Genomic DNA, 16,263 nt, shown 5'->3' on the forward strand with positions numbered 1-16,263 from the left:
CGGTTCGTGCCGCAGCCGGGACCGATGCGGGCCCCGCTCCACGGTGTTGCGGTCACTGCCTTCCGGCGCGGTTCAGGGCCTCCTCGGCCTGACGCGCCAGACTGTCGACGAGGTCGGCCGCGGGCGGCAGGTCGGTGATCAGGTCGACGGCCTCGCCCGCCCAGACCGGTAGCGGCGGCACCTCGCCTCGGGCCACGTCCTCCTGATAGGCCCGCTGCGCTTCGGTGTTCGCGGCGAGTTCCGCCTCCCGGCCCCGCCATCGGTCGAGGTAGGGATGGCCCAGGGTGCGGGCGGTGTACCGGGAGGGCCACGGGGAGCTGCGGGCGATGTCGAGCACGCGGCTGCGTTCGGTGTCCTGCCCGCGTCCCGCGACGAGCGCGGCGCTGATGGCCGGGTGCACCAGGGCCTCGGCCGTGGCCTGGAAGCGGGTGCCGATGACGGCGCCCGCGGCCCCCAGGGCGAGGGCGGCCGCCAGGCCCCTGCCGTCGGCGATGCCGCCGGCCGCGAGCACCGGTACCGGTGCCGCGAGGTCCACCACCGTCGGCACGAAGGGAAGGGTGGACCGCCCGTGCCGGGCCCCGTGTCCTCCGCTCTCGGTGCCCTGCGCCACGATGACGTCGGCGCCCAGGTCCACCGCCTGCCTGGCCTCTTCCAGGTCGGTGACCTGGATGGCGAGAACCGCACCCGCCCGGCGGATGCGTTCGGTGAAGGCGCTCGGGTCCCCGAAGGAGAGCATCACGGCACGGGGCCGGTGCTCCAGCGCGCGCTCGACCGCGCGGACATCGAGCGCCCAGGTCAGAAAGCCGATGCCCCACGGCCGGTCGGTGCCCTGTGCGACGAGGGGCAGTTCACGGGCCAGCCACTTCGGATCGCCGCCCCCGGCGCCCAGCAGTCCGAGCCCGCCGCCGCGCGAGACGGCCGCGGCCAGCGCACCGCCGGCGGAACCGCCCATCGGCGCCAGCGCGATCGGATGCCGTACACCGAACAACTTCGTGAACGCCGTCGACAACGCCATGGCCCGCATCATCGCACTCCTCGGAGCGCGGCACACGGTGTACGGCGTGCGGAAGGAGGGGTGAACGACCATGCCCCCTGCCGGCGCAGAATGCGCCGGCAGGGGGCATGGTGGCGTGGTCGTGGCACCGACTACCGCAGATCACGTCCTACTTGAGGTAGACGAGTCCGTCGGTCGTGACGGTGGGACGGCCGCTGGTGCCGACCAGGACGATCTTCACGGTGTGCTTGGCGCTGGTGGACCAGGACTTGGTCCAGATCGCCTGCCGGTACAGCGTGCTGGACGACTTCAGGTCGACGGTGCTGACCTTCGTGCCGTCGACGTAGACGTAGACCTGGCCGGAGGTGGAGGCGCGGGAGACCACCCATGCCGCCGAGCGACCCGTGAACGTCCAGGTGAGGCTCGCGCCCTTCGAGGCACTCGAGTACGACTTGCCGCCGAGGTAGCTGCTGGAGGAGCGGGTGCTCCAGCTGCCGGACTTCGTGGCGGAACTCTCCTGCAGGATCACGGGGGTGAAAGCGGGGGAGGACGTGCGGTAGTTGCCCGCGTAGTCGTAGGCGCGCATCGACCAGGTGGTGGCGGCGCCGGACTTGGCGGTGCTGCTGGCGCTGGTGGTGGTCGCGCCGTAGGTGGCCGCGGTCGGGGACAGCAGCTTCACGTAGCGCAGGGCCTTGTCGTCCGCCGCCTTCCAGCCGAGGGTGACCGGGACGGCGGTGGTGTTGACGGTGCCGGAGCGCAGGGAGAGCCGCGGGGTGGTGGAGAAGGTCGGCGCGGTCGTCTCCGCCACGACGCTCAGCCCGGCGCTGGTGGAGGTCTTGCCGGACTGGTGCACGGCCCGTACGGCGACGGTGTGGCTGCCGAGGGCCACGGTCGCGGCGGCGGAGGTGGCGGTGCCCGAGGTGGTGGCCACGGTCTTGCCGTCGACCAGCAGCTGGAAGTTCTTGATGAGCGACGACGGCGTGGTGGCCGTCCAGTGCACGGTGATGGCGCCCTTGGTGTAGTACGTCGAGCCGGAGAGGCCCGCGCCGTCGACCGTCGTGGCCTTCAGACCCTGCACCGGTCCGGCCGCCCACGTCCGGATGGTGGGCAGCTGGGCGTAGAGGGAGCCGCCGGGGCACTGGGTGTTGTAGCCGTCGCGGTGGCCGGAGATCCGCTGGAAGGTGTACTTGGTCCCCGTGGTGAAGCTGGTGCCGAAGTAGTTCTTCTGGGCGGCACCCGCGGTGAGCTGGGTGGTTCCGGCGGGGTCGGCACCGTACTGGCCGAGCTTCCAGGCGGCGACGCGGGCGATCGAGGCCAGCGCGGCGTTGGAGGCGCTGGTCGTGGTGTAGTCACCGAGCACCGCGATGCCTGTGGACTCCCGGTTCCAGCCGTAGGTGTGGGCGCCGAGCACCGGCAGGTCGACCCCGCCCTTGCGGCCCTCGAAGACGGTGCCGCACTTGTCGACGAGGAAGTTGTAGCCGATGTCCTTCCAGCCCTCGACCTGCACGTGGTACGCGTAGATGCCCCGCACGATCGACGCGGACTGGGTGCAGGAGTAGTCGTTGGCCCCGTCGGTGTGGTGGACGAACACGGCCTTGACGTCCGGGTTGTACTCCGGCGCCTCGGGACTGATCGACTCGTCGGCGCCCCAGCCGGCGCGCGCGACGATGGGCGGCTCGGGCACGGTGGACGGCCGCGCGACCGGCACGGTGGCCGACGGGCTCGCCGAGGGGGAGGCGGGCACGGAGTTGCTGGGGGTGACCGCGGGCGTGGAGTCGGCCGGAGCGGGAGGCGTGGTGGTCTGGGCGTCCGTCGGCGCGACGGTGGTGCCGTCACCCGGTGTGGCGGAGTCCGTGGGCATCGTGGAGTCCGTGGGCGCGGTGGAGTCCGAGGGTGTGGCGCCGGGACTCGTCTCGGCGACGAACGCGGCCGGCTCGGCGGCGGCGGACTTCGTCTCCGCGGCGGTCACCACACCCGGGTCCACCATGTTGACCTCGAGCCCCTTGGGCAGCGAGCCGGTGGTGCCGTTCTTGTGGACGACCTGCACCTGGACGCCGTCGGAGGAGCCGACCCACAGCGGTTCGGAGGCGCCGCGCACATGGGGGCCGGGCTTCTCCAGCGGGTCGATGTTCAGTTCGAGGTCCTGCCAGGAGCTCCACTCGCCGCTGTCGAGGCTGTGGGTGCGCACCTGCACCGTGCCGTCGAGCCGCTTGGCGGCACCCGTCCACGAGACGCCGACCATCGAGAACTGCTGGGTGTCCGTGCGGGGCAGTTCCCGCCTGCCGGCCTCGCTGCCCTTCAGCGCGAGGTCGTAGACCTTCACCGGCCGCTTGGCCCGGCCCGTCGCTCCGTGGTCCCCCGAGGGGCTGGCGACCGCGTAGGTCACGATGCCCCCGCCGCCCAGGACGACCGCGCCCAGCGTCAGCCACGCGCGCCGTTTGAGGCTCAGCGGTCTGTATGCATGCGAACGACGACCACTCACGACGTATCCCACCCCTAGAAGGCCGGTGAAGGCCACAGACGAAAGTCACATGAGGCACGCCCGGCACAGGGGTGACTCGCTCTCTCAGCGCGTACCGGCCCGTGAACGTCACGGGGTAGGAGGCCGGAGTGACGGAGATCACTACGGTGGGAGGTGTGGCCGGAGTCCCGGAAGGCCATGGCGTTCGGCCCGCGCCTGCCGGCCGACACGGCGTCAGGCGCCGGTCGTCATGGCGTCATCGTCTGTCCGAGGCGGGCGCCGGCGGGTGTGCCGAGGGAGGCTCTGCGGAGCGCGACGGTCTGGGCGAGGCCGAAGCCCGTGCTGCGGACCGGTGTGTACAGGACGATGCCGTCGCCCGCGTCCTCGCCGTCCGCTCCGAGGACGAGGCCCGCATGTCCGGAGCCGGACAGGTCCGCGAGCGACACGGAGGAGCCGAAGCGGTCGCCGGTCTCGGTCGAGTCGAGGACTCCGGGGGTGTCCTGGTTGAGGGTGAAGGAACCGCTCGTCGTCAGACCGGAGGCGGAGCCCTGGAACAGGGTGGCCTGGCCGGCGTCGAGACGTTCCACGCCGTCGCGGGTGAGGTCTTCGCCCGGGGTGCCGACGAGCGCGTCCGCACGGCCGTCGGCGTTGTAGTCGCCGACCGCGACGGAGGCGCCGAAGGCGTCACCGGGCCGGTCGGCGCCGACCACGCCGACGGCGTCCTGGTGGACGACCTTGCGGCCGGCGGGCCTGAAGCCCGTCGCCGCCCCGGGGACCACCGTGATCTGACCGCCCGCCCTGCCGCCGGACTCGGCGGCACAGGGCTGACCGACCACGAGGTCGTCGTGGCCGTCGCCGTCGAAGTCGCCCGCGGCGATCGACCGGGCACCCCGCACCGGGACGGCTCCCGCCCGGGTCGGTCCGGACGCCGAGCCCGCGAACCACACCACGCGCCCGATGCCGTCGGCGCCACGGTGGACGAGGGCGACGTCCGCGAAGCCGTCCCCGTCGAAGTCGCCTGTCGCGGCGCGGAGTCGCGCGTCCGGGCCGGTGGCGCCGCCGAGCCTGCCGGACGTGGTGGCGCCGCCGGTCAGGCGGACGTTCCAGGTGCCGCCCCGGCCCGCGCCCGCCGCGAACACGTCCGCCCTGCCGTCGCCGTCGAAGTCACCGACGGCGACCGCGGAACCGAGCCGCGCCCCGGTGGCCGGGACGCCGGAGGTCGTGTAGGAGAACCCGGAACGCAGACCTGGGCCGTACAGGACGGTGACGGACCCGCGGTCGGCGTGGCCGCTCGTGTCGTCCTCGCCGGGGGCGCCGATCACGAGGTCGGCACGGCCGTCCCCGTTCACGTCGCCCCACGCCGTCGCGGCACCGAAACCGTCACCCGGTTCGGCCGACCCGGGCACCCCCGGGCTGTCCTGGGTGAGTGTCACCTTCGAGGCGACGGCGGGCCCGTCGGGGCCGCCGGGGACGACGGTCACGCTCCCGGCGGCGCCCGACGCCTTCGGGGTGCCGAAGACCAGGGCGGTGATGCCGGCGCGGTTGCGGCCGGCGGCCGAGGTGTGCTGGGCACCCGTCGTGTCCCGGGCGGGCAGCGCTCCGCCGAAGCGGTCCGCACCCCGGTGCGGTGACGGCGTGTGCCCCCTTCGCCCGTTCGTCGCATGCACGGGGTGCCCCGCAGGTTCCCGCCCGTGCACCTGTGGCTGCGCGGGCGGAAGGCCGACGGCGCAGACGACGATGCCCGCTCCGCTCAGCAGGACGGCTCCGGCCGTGAGCCACGCCGGCCGTCTCCGGCTCCATGGCATGTGCGCACCGGTCGTACGGAGACTCACATGTCCCACCCCCCCCGATTTCCGACTGCCCCACCCGCCCCCGGGCGGTACTCACCAAGCGAACGGGCCCGGCCGGACGTCACAGGGCGAGCCGCCCGACCGGGTCGTTCCGACAGGAGAACGCGCGGGCGGCCCCCGAGGAGACGGCCCGTGGCGCAGTGGTGGAGGCAGGCACGACGCGGCAGGGCGCACGGCTGTGGCACCCGGCGCGGGAGTGACGCCTCGGCGCCCCCGTGCGCTGTAGGAGTGGACCGTCGGTCCCGGCAGCGTTCGTCACGCCCGTGCGGGTGTGCTCACGCGCCGGTCGGGCGGAGGCGACCCCTTCGTTCGCCTGCCCCGGCGGGCCCGTCGCCGGGGCAGGCGTGTCGTCGGCCCGTCGGCACCGGGGACGTGGGCCCCTTGCGGCTCACGACGTGATGGACCGTGAGAAGCGGCGTCACAGTGGACGAGTGTTGTCGATGTGGGGTGGGGGCACGGGTGCTGCTGGAGGACCGCTATCAGCTGGAGGAACCGCTGGGGCGCGGCGCGATGGGCGAGGTGTGGCGTGCCGCCGACCACGTTCTCAACCGCACCGTCGCGGTGAAGGTGCTGCACGGCGACGACGCCGCCGCGCTCGAGCGGTTCCGGATGGAGGCGCAGACCGCGGGCCGGCTCAGTCACCCCAACGTGGTGGGGGTGTACGACTTCGGCTCCCATGACGGTCGGCCCTACCTGGTGATGGAACTCGTCGACGGCTGGAACCTCTCCCAGGAGCATTCCGTGTACGGCGTGCTGGCCCCGCGTGAGGCGGCCAGCATCGCGGCCCAGATGGCCGCCGGACTGGCCGCCGCCCACCGGCACGGGGTGATCCACCGGGACGTCAAGCCCGCGAACGTCATGCTCACGATCGACCGGAACGTGAAACTCACCGATTTCGGGATCGCCCGCTTCGCCGACGCGGCCGCCGGCGCACTGACCGCCACCGGAAAGATCGTCGGCAGCGCCGCCTACCTCGCCCCCGAACGCGCCATGGGGCACTCCGCCCTGCCCGCCTCCGACGTCTACTCGCTCGGCTGCGTTCTGTACGAACTGCTCACCGGTCATCCCCCCTTCCGCGGCACCAATTCGCTGGCCGTGGTGCAGCAGCACGTCGAGGCCCGGCCGGCACCGCCCACCCATCTGCGGCCGGACATACCGCCGGCGCTGGCCGACTACGTGATGTGCATGCTCTCCAAGGACGCGGACGGCCGCCCCACCGCCGACCAGGCGGCCGCCTGGCTCGAGGCCTGGCACCAGTCGCCGGATCCGGCGGCACCGGAACAGGACCGTCCGGAGGATGTCCCCCGCACGGCAGCCCTGCCGGTCGCCGCGGAAGCGGAGGCGGCGGAGACGTCCCCACGCGTCCAGCGGCGGGGCCGGCGCAAGCCGCCGTCAAAAGCCGTACTGGGTGCCGTCGGTGTGGCCCTCTTCGCGGGGGCCGTCGCCCTCGGCGCCACCTGGAACGGCGATTCCGGCCGCGACACCCCCACTGCGCCGGCCTCCTCGGTGCCGGGGACGGGACCCTCCGCGTCCGCCGACCGGACCTCTGCGACGGGGCCCTCCGCCGGTGCTCCCCCCGACACCGCCGCACCACAGGACGATCAGGGCGACGACGGCCACGGCGGCGACGGCCACGGGGGCGGGCACGGCCGGAAGGGCAAGGGCAAGGGGTCCGACGACTGAACTGCCGGCCGTATGGACACGTCGTACGGAGGATGTGGCCGGACGAGGGACCCGACGGCACAGTTGTGCCGATCTTGCGACAGTGGCCGCGCACCCGTGACACCTGGTGCGCCCGGTGCGCTGGAGGTAGTGACCCCGGGCGGGGTCCGGTCGCCTGCTCTCCGGGGGGAGGTACGCGGGCGGCATCGCGACAGGGGCGGGCCGGTTCACCTTCCGTGACCGGCCCGCCCCTGCTCACGTCGTCGTGCCCCGGCCCACCGGGACGAGCAGGGCACCGGCGCGGGACCGCACCTCTTCCCGCTCCCGCTCGCGGACCTTGCCGTGGTCCGGGGGCGGCGCGGTGCGGGTCACCAGATGGACAGCGGGACGGGGTGGACCTCGTCGGGTGCGTGCCCGGCGCGTTCGTGGACGCGGCGGACCGCTTCGGCGGAGGGGGCCTCCGAGAGGCAGTACAGCGTGCCGGTCCCGGGGTCCGCCCAGGCCCGTTCGAAGTGCACGCCCTCCTCCTTCTCCACGGCGAGATCGGCCCGGTGGATCTGCTTCAGCCGGTCGTCGGTGATGTCCTTCATCCCGTGGTGGACGTCCATGAACTGAGTCATCGCCGCGTACCTCCTTCCGGACGGGCTCGCCTGCTCCGCTTCCCATGCTGCGCCCGTCGGGCGGCACCTGCCACGGACACGAGGGGCCCCGGCGCAGTGCCGGGGCCCCTCTGGTCCTGCTCGATGTCCGGTCGTCCCCGTGGGATCGTCCTTGTCGTCCGGCGTCAGCCGCACTGGCACGGAGCGCCCGACTGGCATCCGCACCCGCAGCCGGAGCCGCAGCCGCACGCGCCCACCAGCGGGAGGCTCGTGATCTCGACGGGTTGTTGGGTCTCGCGCTCCTGCGTGGGGTCCTGCGTGCTGGGGGTCTCGGCCATGGGTCCCTCCTCGAGACTGGTGCCTGTGCTCATTTCATGCCCCCGTCGACAGGCGCATCAACGGCGCACAGAGGCTTGTGCACAGCCGGCCGGGCCCCTTCGAGCCCCCCGAGAGGAGGGTGCCGGTCCGAGCGTCCGCCGTCGAGCGCGGACCGCGGGCCTCTCCCCGTCGGACGTCTCTCAGGCGCCCTCGACGCCCGTCACCGGCTGGATGTCGGGCTGGAGTTCGTCCGCGTGCTCGCCCGTCACCAGGTAGACCACGCGCTTCGCCACCGCAACCGCGTGGTCGGCGTAGCGCTCGTAGTAGCGGCCCAGCAGGGTGACGTCCACGGCCGTCTCTATGCCGTGCTGCCAGCGGTCGTCGATCAGGTGCTGGAAGAGCGTGCGGTGCAGGAGGTCCATCTCGTCGTCGTCCTGCTCCAGTTGCATCGCCAGGTCGACGTCCTTGGTGACGATCACCTCGGCGGCCTTGGCCATCAGGCGCTGGGCGAGCTGGCCCATCTCCAGGATGGTCGCGTGCAGGTCCAGCGGGACGGCACGTTCCGGGAAGCGGAGCCGGGCCAGCTTCGCGACATGCTGCGCCAGATCGCCCGAGCGCTCGAGGTCGGCGCTCATCCGCAGCGACGTGACGACGATGCGAAGGTCCGTCGCCACCGGCTGCTGGCGGGCGAGGAGGGCGATCGCGCGCGCCTCCAGGTCGTGCTGGAGCTCGTCGACCTTCTTGTCGCCCTCGATGACGGTCTCCGCCAGCTTCAGGTCACCGTCGAGGATCGCCGTCGTGGCGCGTCCGATCGCCGACCCCACGAGCCGGGCCATCTCGACCAGACCTTCACCGATCGAGTCAAGTTCCTCGTGGTACGCGTCCCGCATCAGGGTGTCCCTCTCTTACGTCTTTTCGGGGGGCCGGGGGCCCGGGCCCGTCGTCACCATGGTGAACACGGCCGTCACGGCGCCCTTTGCACCCCACGCTCCCACGTTCTGGTCCGTACGCGACTGTTTCAGTCATCTCAAATGAACCGATACTGGCTCCAAGGTGAACTCTGGGCGACGAGTGTCCGAGGTCGCACTCGGATGGCTGTGGTCCGGCGTCCCGACGTGCCTAACCTGGGTGCATGGACGTGAACGCGGCGGTCGCCGCAGCGGCAGCGATCGCCGGGGTGCTCACCGGCGTGATCGCCATGCTGGCGTTCCGCTGGAGCGAGCGCGACCAGAAGCGCCCTACCCGCACTTCCCTGCACACCGACCCCGTGCTTCCGCCGGGCGTCGACACCGTGCTGTCCGTGCTGCGCTCGTCGGCGGTTGTGCTGGACGAGGCCGACGCCGTGGTGAAGGCCAGCTCGGCAGCGTACGCCCTGGGACTCGTCAGGGGCGGCAAACTCGCCGTCGAGCCGATGCTCCAGATGGCACGTGACACCAGGCGGGACGGGGAGATACGCCAGGTCGAGCTGGACCTGCCGCGCCGCGGCACCGGACGGGGCGAGGCCCTGGCCGTGTCGGCACGCGTGGCGCCCCTCGGCTCGCGGCTGGTGCTGCTGCTCGTCGAGGATCTCACCGAGGCCCGCCGGATAGAGGCGGTGCGCCGCGACTTCGTGGCCAACGTCAGTCATGAACTGAAGACACCGGTCGGCGCCCTGTCGCTGCTCTCCGAGGCCGTGATGGACGCCTCCGACGACCCCGAGGCCGTGGAGCGCTTCGCGGGCCGTATGCAGATCGAGGCCACGAGGCTGACCAACCTCGTGCAGGAGCTCATCGACCTCTCGCGGGTGCAGAACGACGACCCCCTCGAGGACGCCGAGCCCGTGCGCGTGGACGAACTGGTCGCCGAGGCCATCGACCGCTGCCGCCACCAGGCCGGCACCAAGCAGATCACCATGGCCGCCGGTGGCACCGCCGATCTGCATGTGTGGGGCAACCGCGGCCAGCTGGCCGCCGCTCTCGGCAATCTCGTCGAGAACGCCGTGAACTACTCGCCCGCCCGCACCCGCGTCGGCATCGCCGCGCGCAGGATGTCGGCCTCGGGCGGGGATCTGATCGAGGTGTCGGTGACCGACCAGGGCATCGGCATCTCCGACAAGGACAAGGAGCGCATCTTCGAGCGCTTCTACCGCGTCGACCCGGCTCGCTCCCGTGCCACGGGCGGTACGGGGCTGGGTCTCGCGATCGTCAAGCACGTGGCCGCCTCGCACGGCGGGGAGGTCACCGTGTGGAGCTCCGAGGGTCAGGGCTCCACTTTCACCCTGCGGCTGCCGGAGGCGGGTGCGGCCCGTGACCGTGCGACCGATCACCCGTCCGGCCTCGACGACGAGGACGGCCGGCCCGACGGGACGACCACCGTCACATCCCCGTACGAACCGCTTCCCGCCCCGGAGGTCCTTCCGTGACCCGAGTACTCGTCGTCGAGGACGAGGAGTCCTTCAGCGACGCCCTGTCCTACATGCTCCGCAAGGAGGGCTTCGAGGTCGCCATCGCGACCACCGGGCCCGACGGTCTCGACGAGTTCGAGCGCAACGGCGCCGATCTCGTCCTGCTCGACCTGATGCTGCCCGGCCTGCCGGGCACGGAGGTCTGCCGCCAGCTGCGCGGCCGTTCCAATGTCCCGGTCATCATGGTGACCGCCAAGGACAGCGAGATCGACAAGGTCGTCGGCCTGGAGATAGGGGCCGACGACTACGTCACCAAGCCGTTCTCCTCGCGTGAGCTGGTCGCCCGCATCCGGGCCGTCCTGCGTCGCCGCGGGGAGCCCGAGGAGGTCACCCCGGCCGCGCTGGAGGCCGGTCCGGTCCGTATGGACGTCGACCGCCACGTGGTCACGGTCTCCGGCTCCAAGGTCGACCTGCCGCTGAAGGAGTTCGACCTCCTGGAGATGCTGCTGCGCAACGCGGGCCGCGTCCTGACCCGTATGCAGCTCATCGACCGTGTCTGGGGCGCCGACTACGTGGGCGACACCAAGACCCTCGATGTTCACGTCAAGCGCCTGCGCGCGAAGATCGAGCCGGACCCGGGCGCCCCGCGCTACCTGGTCACGGTCCGCGGCCTCGGCTACAAGTTCGAGCCGTGAGCCGGCCGGCGCGCGTCGGCCGGAAACGGCCCCTGAGCGGGGCCTGAACAGCCCTCACGCGCCCGCACGGAACGACCAAGGGCGGCACCCCCAGGAGGGGGTACCGCCCTTCGTGCGTTCCGGGTCCGCGGTCCTCGCTCGCCTCCGCCGCCGTGATGCGCCGCCACGCGGGCACCACGGCGATGGGGCGGTCACCGGATGCCGGCGTCCCGGCCCGGTGTCACTGCCCGGACGAGCTCGACTCCGTCGTCGTGCCGCCTCCCGGCTCCTCGCCCGCGGGCGTACCGGGCGCGCCCGAGGCGGGCGTACCCGTGGCCGACCCGGACGGGGTGGTGTGCCCGGCCGGCGAGCCGGTGGGGGACGGCGTCGAGGGGATGTTGCTCGGTCCCCACTTGGTGAAGTAGCTCTCGGCGGGGACGACGAACGCCCGCAGGTTGACGTCGCCGGTCTTGCTGAACGAGAAGGTGATCTTCTGCGCGTTGCCGTTCTGCACGGCGGCGTCCATGTTGTTCAGCGTGGCCGTGGCGTTGTCCTTGCCGCCGAGCACCAGGGAGCCGCCCGCCGGGACGGTCACGCTGCCGCCGCCCTTGGCCGGCGAGATCTCGGCGGTGCCGTCGCCCTCCACGCTGATCGAGTCCAGCGTCTGGGACGTGGTGCCGGTGTTGAAGATGGTCGCCGAGACCACGGCCGGGCCACTGGCCTTCGGGTCGGGCTGGGTGATGACCATCGCGTTCTGGACCTTGATGTCGCCGACGCTGGTCGCCGCGTTGTCGGGCTTGACCTCGAGCGTCTGGGCGTTGTTGCCGGCGCCGCACGCGGCGAGCGAGGTGATCGAGAACGCGATGGCGGCGGCGGCGAGGGCGCCGCGTCGAATGCTGCTGCTCACGGCGGCGGCAACTCCTTGAACGTGGGCGGTGCAGGGCGACTCCCTGATAAAGCCGCCCTAAGTGTCTGTCAGCGGCCTTAGGTTACCGAGCCGTTCCACGGCCGCCGCACCCGACCCGCCCCAAGGCATGCGGGGCCTCCTGGTGGTACCTGGCGAAGTCGCTTCCGTCACACTGATCCCAGACATCTCCTCAGCCACTTTGACCTCACGTCGTCCAGTATTCACATAAGCGTCTCCAGCCCCGTGGTGGTTTTCCGCAGGGAAATGCACGGAGGGGCCGAAAATCGATCAACCGATCAACAGCGGGATCACCGTGCGCCGTGATCAATTCCGGATTCGCCCCGCAGCGGCCATGAGGCGCCGAACGGAGTAGCGGAAGTCGATCGCTTGAGGGAGGACATAAAGGGGCGTTCCGGACCTAGTCAGGTGCCTTCGATGTGTGTAACGTGCGCGTTTCTCTTCACCCGCAGAGCGGCTCCGACCTGCGAATACCGTCTTCCGTCGCCCCCTCGAAGCACGTTCCTGTTGCGGTTGTCAAGCCCCGAGATATGCCCTGACCTGCGAAAACGCCATTCAGAAGACGCCGTTTCCGTGTTACCCTGGATAGCCACGGAAGGGGTACCTGTCACATGACGTTCAAGGTTGGCGACACCGTGGTCTATCCCCATCACGGGGCCGCGCTGATCGAGGCCATCGAAACTCGCCAGATCAAAGGCGTGGACAAGACCTACTTGGTGCTGAAGGTCGCCCAGGGCGACCTGACGGTGCGTGTGCCAGCGGACAATGCGGAGTTCGTCGGCGTGCGTGATGTGGTCGGTCAGGACGGGCTGGACCGGGTCTTCGAGGTGCTGCGTGCGCCGTACGCCGAGGAGCCCACGAACTGGTCGCGTCGATACAAGGCAAACCTGGAGAAGCTCGCCTCCGGCGATGTCATCAAGGTCGCGGAGGTCGTCCGTGATCTGTGGCGTCGTGAGCGCGAGCGCGGACTGTCCGCCGGTGAGAAGCGGATGCTCGCCAAGGCCCGGCAGATCCTGGTGAGCGAACTCGCCCTCGCGGAGAACACGAACGAGGACAAGGCCGAGGCTCTGCTCGACGAGGTCCTCGCGTCCTGACGCCCATCCCGCCCCACTCGCTCCCGCGGCCGGGAGCGTGACGGACGGATCAGCGCGCAGCACGTCTGCACATGCCGCGGTGCCCGATGACGCAGTAGCTGTCGCCGGGCGCTGCGGCATGCTCGTACCCGGACGCCTCGACGTCAAGCTCTGCCGAACTGGTGAAGCCCTGCCCTCGTTCCGTACCCCGGCGGGACACCCCCCGGACACGGGAACCCCCCGATACTTTGGCGTGCCGGGCCCGGGCAGTCGGCTCGACCGGGGTCACGGAAGGGTCCGGTCAAGGCCTCGCGCCCGGCACGCTGTGGCCATACCCATCCCGGCCGAGCACACAAACCTGACAGGAACCGATGTCTGACGATTCGCGCCCTTCGCTCACCGGAACCCTGCCGGAAACCCCGGACTCCGCCCGGGCAGGGACCCCCATCGCGGCAGTGATCCCGGCGGCGGGCCGAGGTGTGCGCCTCGGTCCGGGCGCCCCCAAGGCGCTGCGCGCGCTGAACGGCACGCCCATGCTCGTCCACGCCGTGCGCGCGATGGCCGCGTCCCGTGCCGTCTCCCTCGTGATCGTCGTGGCGCCGCCGGACGGCGCCGCGGAGGTCAAGTCGCTGCTCGACGCGCACGCGCTGCCCGAGCGGACCGATTTCCTGGTCGTACCGGGCGGCGAGACGCGTCAGGAGTCCGTGAAGCTGGGCCTCGACGCGCTGCCGCCGGAGTACGAGATCGTCCTGGTGCACGACGCGGCCCGCCCGCTGGTCCCGGTGGAGACGGTGGACGCGGTGATCGAGGCGGTGCGCGAGGGCGCGCCGGCCGTGGTGCCCGCCCTGCCGCTCGCGGACACGGTCAAGGAGGTGGAGCCGGCGGCCGGGCCCGACCAGCCGGAGCCTGTCGTCGCCACGCCCGACCGTGCGCGGCTGCGCGCCGTGCAGACCCCGCAGGGCTTCGACCGCGGGACGCTGATCCGCGCCCACGAGACCGTGACGGACGACGTCACGGACGACGCGAGCATGGTGGAGCAGCTCGGGCTGCGGGTCGTGGTGGTCCCCGGTCACGCGGAGGCGTTCAAGGTCACCCGCCCCCTGGACCTCGTCCTGGCCGAGGCGGTCCTGGCGCGCAGGAGGCTGACCGATGGCTTCTGAGGCGCCGCTGCTGCCCCGGGTGGGCATCGGGACCGACATCCACGCCTTCGAAGAGGGGCGGGAGCTGTGGTGCGCGGGTCTGAAGTGGGAGGGCGAGGGGCCGGGGCTCGCCGGCCACTCGGACGCGGACGTGGTCGCGCATGCCGCGTGCAACGCGCTGTTCTCCGCGGCCGCCCTCGGCGACCTGGGGCAGCACTTCGGCACCGGACGGCCCGAGTGGTCCGGTGCGTCCGGGGTCACGCTGCTGACGGAGGCCGCGCGGATCGTGCGCGAGGCGGGCTTCACCATCGGCAACATCGCCGTCCAGGTGGTCGGCCCCCGCCCGAAGATCGGCAAGCGCCGCGACGAGGCCCAGAAGATCCTCTCGGACGCGGCGGGCGCGCCGGTCTCGGTGTCCGGCGCGACGACGGACGGTCTCGGCTTCCCCGGACGCGACGAGGGACTGATGGCGATCGCCACCGCGCTCGTGGTGCGGGCGGACTGAGGGCGCACGGACGCAACCGGAGCGTCACCGGGGACCGAGGGTCCGAAGGCGCTCCGGGACGGCCGGCCAGGCTCCCGACACCACGGCGGCACGGATGCCGAGAGGCGACCGGACCGCGGCCCCGGGCGGCCGTCGCGGCCCGGGACGCCGGTCGCCCCGGAGGGTGGGCGGGGGGGAAACCTGCGGGCGAACCGTTTGTCACGAATGCATGGCCCTTGACCGCAAGGGGCGTGAGGCACTCCTTCCGGCCCACTACCCTGGACTCGTGACCATTCGCCTGTACGACACCAGCGCCCGGCAGATCCGTGACTTCACCCCGCTCAAGCCGGGTTGTGTCTCGATCTACCTGTGTGGCGCCACCGTGCAGGCACCGCCGCACATCGGGCACATCCGCTCCGGGCTCAACTTCGACATCCTGCGCCGCTGGTTCGCGTACCGCGGCCTGGACGTGACGTTCATCCGCAATGTCACGGACATCGACGACAAGATCATCCGGAAGGCCCACGAGCAGAACCGCTCATGGTGGGCGATCGGGTACGAGAACGAGCGCGCGTTCAACGATGCCTATCGTGCGCTCGGTTGCCTTCCGCCGACCTACGAGCCCCGCGCCACCGGGCATGTGCCCGAGATGGTCGAGATGATGCGCGGGCTCATCGAGCGCGGACACGCCTACGAGGCCGACGGCAACGTCTACTTCGACGTGCGCTCCCTGCCGGGTTATCTGTCGCTGTCGAAGCAGGACCTCGACGATCTGCGCCAGCCCGCCGACGAGGGCGAGACCGGCAAGCGCGACCCGCGTGACTTCGCCATGTGGAAGGCGGTGAAGCCGGGCGAGCCCAGCTGGGAGACGCCTTGGGGACGCGGCCGTCCGGGCTGGCACCTGGAGTGCTCGGCGATGGCCCACAAATACCTGGGGTCCGCCTTCGACATCCACGGCGGCGGCATCGACCTGATCTTCCCGCACCACGAGAACGAGATCGCCCAGGCCAAGGGCTTCGGTGACGCGTTCGCCCAGTACTGGCTGCACAACGCCTGGGTCACCATCGCGGGCGAGAAGATGGCCAAGTCCCTCGGCAACTCGGTGCTGGTCTCCGAGATGGTCAAGCAGTGGCGGCCCATCGTCCTGCGCTACTACCTCGGCACCCCGCACTACCGCTCGATGATCGAGTACAGCGAGGAGTCCCTACGCGAGGCGGAGTCGGCGTTCGCCCGCATCGAGGGCTTCATGCAGCGTGTCGTCGAGAAGGCCGGCGGGGTCGTCGAGCCCGCCGACGAGGTGCCCCCGGCCTTCGCCGAGGCGATGGACGACGACCTGGGCGTGCCGCAGGCGCTCGCCGTCGTGCACACAACCGTCCGGCAGGGCAACAGCGCGCTGGCAGCCGACGACAAGGACGCCGCCGTCGCCCGGCTCGCCGAGGTGCGGGCCATGCTCGGTGTCCTGGGCCTGGACCCCCTCGACGCCGGGTGGGCCGGGGAGGGCGACCGCGGCGAGGATCTGCACGGTGCCGTCGACACCCTGGTGCGCATGGTCCTCGACCAGCGCGAGGCGGCCCGCGCCCGCAAGGACTGGGCGACCGCCGACGGAATCCGCGACCAGCTCAACCAGTCGGGGCTCGTCATCGAGGACAGTCCCCAGGGTCCGCGGTGGTCGCTCGGCCCGCGCTGAGCCGGCACCGGATC

General features: G+C 71.7%; 13 protein-coding genes. 7 read left to right on the plus strand and 6 right to left on the minus strand.

Annotation, left to right across the window (positions count from 1 at the left end):
* Positions 1–52: 52 nt before the first annotated feature.
* From ACSHXN_RS22435 to ACSHXN_RS22445, 3 genes are all read right to left on the minus strand, one after another.
* Positions 53–1,015 (minus strand): NAD(P)H-dependent flavin oxidoreductase, encoded by a 963-nt coding sequence (locus tag ACSHXN_RS22435; RefSeq protein WP_438303596.1) that lies wholly within the window; start codon positions 1,013–1,015, stop codon positions 53–55.
* A 148-nt stretch (positions 1,016–1,163) separates the two neighbouring features.
* Positions 1,164–3,236, minus strand: coding sequence for an N-acetylmuramoyl-L-alanine amidase (locus tag ACSHXN_RS22440; RefSeq protein ID WP_438306489.1), 2,073 nt, complete (start codon positions 3,234–3,236; stop codon positions 1,164–1,166).
* Positions 3,237–3,703: 467 nt separating this feature from the next.
* Positions 3,704–5,287, minus strand: coding sequence for an FG-GAP and VCBS repeat-containing protein (locus ACSHXN_RS22445; protein WP_438303597.1), 1,584 nt, complete (start codon positions 5,285–5,287; stop codon positions 3,704–3,706).
* Positions 5,288–5,752: 465 nt separating this feature from the next.
* Between ACSHXN_RS22445 and ACSHXN_RS22450 the strand changes: the two genes are divergently transcribed.
* Positions 5,753–6,988, plus strand: a complete 1,236-nt coding sequence (locus tag ACSHXN_RS22450; RefSeq protein ID WP_438303598.1) for a serine/threonine-protein kinase — start codon at positions 5,753–5,755, stop codon at positions 6,986–6,988.
* A 347-nt stretch (positions 6,989–7,335) separates the two neighbouring features.
* On the opposite strand, the gene ACSHXN_RS22455 is transcribed toward ACSHXN_RS22450, so the two are convergent.
* Together ACSHXN_RS22455 and phoU are read right to left on the minus strand one after the other, a co-directional pair.
* Positions 7,336–7,587 (minus strand): SCO4226 family nickel-binding protein, encoded by a 252-nt coding sequence (locus ACSHXN_RS22455; RefSeq protein WP_355132059.1) that lies wholly within the window; start codon positions 7,585–7,587, stop codon positions 7,336–7,338.
* A gap of 497 nt (positions 7,588–8,084) precedes the next feature.
* Positions 8,085–8,774: a phosphate signaling complex protein PhoU gene (phoU, locus tag ACSHXN_RS22460; RefSeq protein WP_355132058.1), complete on the minus strand. Its 690-nt coding sequence runs from the start codon at positions 8,772–8,774 to the stop codon at positions 8,085–8,087.
* Positions 8,775–9,016: 242 nt separating this feature from the next.
* On the opposite strand from phoU, the gene ACSHXN_RS22465 reads away from it, so the two are divergent.
* Complete coding sequence (locus ACSHXN_RS22465) at positions 9,017–10,285, plus strand: sensor histidine kinase (RefSeq protein WP_059126979.1); 1,269 nt, start codon at positions 9,017–9,019, stop codon at positions 10,283–10,285.
* Positions 10,282–10,962, plus strand: coding sequence for a response regulator transcription factor (locus ACSHXN_RS22470; RefSeq protein ID WP_009340348.1), 681 nt, complete (start codon positions 10,282–10,284; stop codon positions 10,960–10,962). Before ACSHXN_RS22465 ends, ACSHXN_RS22470 begins: the two co-directional genes overlap by 4 nt.
* Positions 10,963–11,182: 220 nt before the next feature.
* Here ACSHXN_RS22470 and ACSHXN_RS22475 read toward each other — a convergent pair whose 3' ends face one another.
* Entirely contained in the window at positions 11,183–11,848 is a 666-nt protein-coding gene (locus ACSHXN_RS22475) for a DUF461 domain-containing protein (protein WP_355132057.1), read from the minus strand.
* Positions 11,849–12,477: 629 nt separating this feature from the next.
* Here ACSHXN_RS22475 and ACSHXN_RS22480 point away from each other — a divergent pair.
* The 4 genes from ACSHXN_RS22480 to cysS all read left to right on the plus strand — a co-directional run bounded on the left by ACSHXN_RS22480 (position 12,478) and on the right by cysS (position 16,249).
* Complete coding sequence (locus tag ACSHXN_RS22480; RefSeq protein WP_003953493.1) at positions 12,478–12,960, plus strand: CarD family transcriptional regulator; 483 nt, start codon at positions 12,478–12,480, stop codon at positions 12,958–12,960.
* Positions 12,961–13,310: 350 nt separating this feature from the next.
* Entirely contained in the window at positions 13,311–14,099 is a 789-nt protein-coding gene (gene ispD, locus ACSHXN_RS22485) for a 2-C-methyl-D-erythritol 4-phosphate cytidylyltransferase (protein ID WP_355132056.1), read from the plus strand.
* Positions 14,089–14,583 carry a 2-C-methyl-D-erythritol 2,4-cyclodiphosphate synthase gene (gene ispF, locus ACSHXN_RS22490; RefSeq protein ID WP_355132055.1) on the plus strand — a complete coding sequence of 165 codons (495 nt, stop codon included), beginning with the start codon at positions 14,089–14,091 and terminating at the stop codon, positions 14,581–14,583. Before ispD ends, ispF begins: the two co-directional genes overlap by 11 nt.
* A 265-nt stretch (positions 14,584–14,848) precedes the next feature.
* Entirely contained in the window at positions 14,849–16,249 is a 1,401-nt protein-coding gene (gene cysS, locus ACSHXN_RS22495) for a cysteine--tRNA ligase (protein WP_355132054.1), read from the plus strand.
* Positions 16,250–16,263: the final 14 nt, after the last annotated feature.

It is taken from the genome of Streptomyces sp. HUAS TT11, assembly GCF_051553595.1.
Classification (GTDB): Bacteria; Actinomycetota; Actinomycetes; order Streptomycetales; family Streptomycetaceae; genus Streptomyces.

Excerpts from the sequence above, each read along its gene's own strand:
- phoU (WP_355132058.1), bottom strand. The coding sequence starts at position 8,774 with ATGCGGGACGCGTACCACGAGGAACTTGACTCGATCGGTGAAGGTCTG.
- ACSHXN_RS22440 (WP_438306489.1), bottom strand. The coding sequence starts at position 3,236 with ATGGTCGGCGTCTCGTGGACGGGTGCCGCCAAGCGGCTCGACGGCACG.
- ACSHXN_RS22455 (WP_355132059.1), bottom strand. The coding sequence starts at position 7,587 with ATGACTCAGTTCATGGACGTCCACCACGGGATGAAGGACATCACCGAC.
- ispD (WP_355132056.1), top strand. The coding sequence starts at position 13,311 with ATGTCTGACGATTCGCGCCCTTCGCTCACCGGAACCCTGCCGGAAACC.
- ispF (WP_355132055.1), top strand. The coding sequence starts at position 14,089 with ATGGCTTCTGAGGCGCCGCTGCTGCCCCGGGTGGGCATCGGGACCGAC.
- ACSHXN_RS22480 (WP_003953493.1), top strand. The coding sequence starts at position 12,478 with ATGACGTTCAAGGTTGGCGACACCGTGGTCTATCCCCATCACGGGGCC.
- ACSHXN_RS22465 (WP_059126979.1), top strand. The coding sequence starts at position 9,017 with ATGGACGTGAACGCGGCGGTCGCCGCAGCGGCAGCGATCGCCGGGGTG.
- ACSHXN_RS22435 (WP_438303596.1), bottom strand. The coding sequence starts at position 1,015 with ATGGCGTTGTCGACGGCGTTCACGAAGTTGTTCGGTGTACGGCATCCG.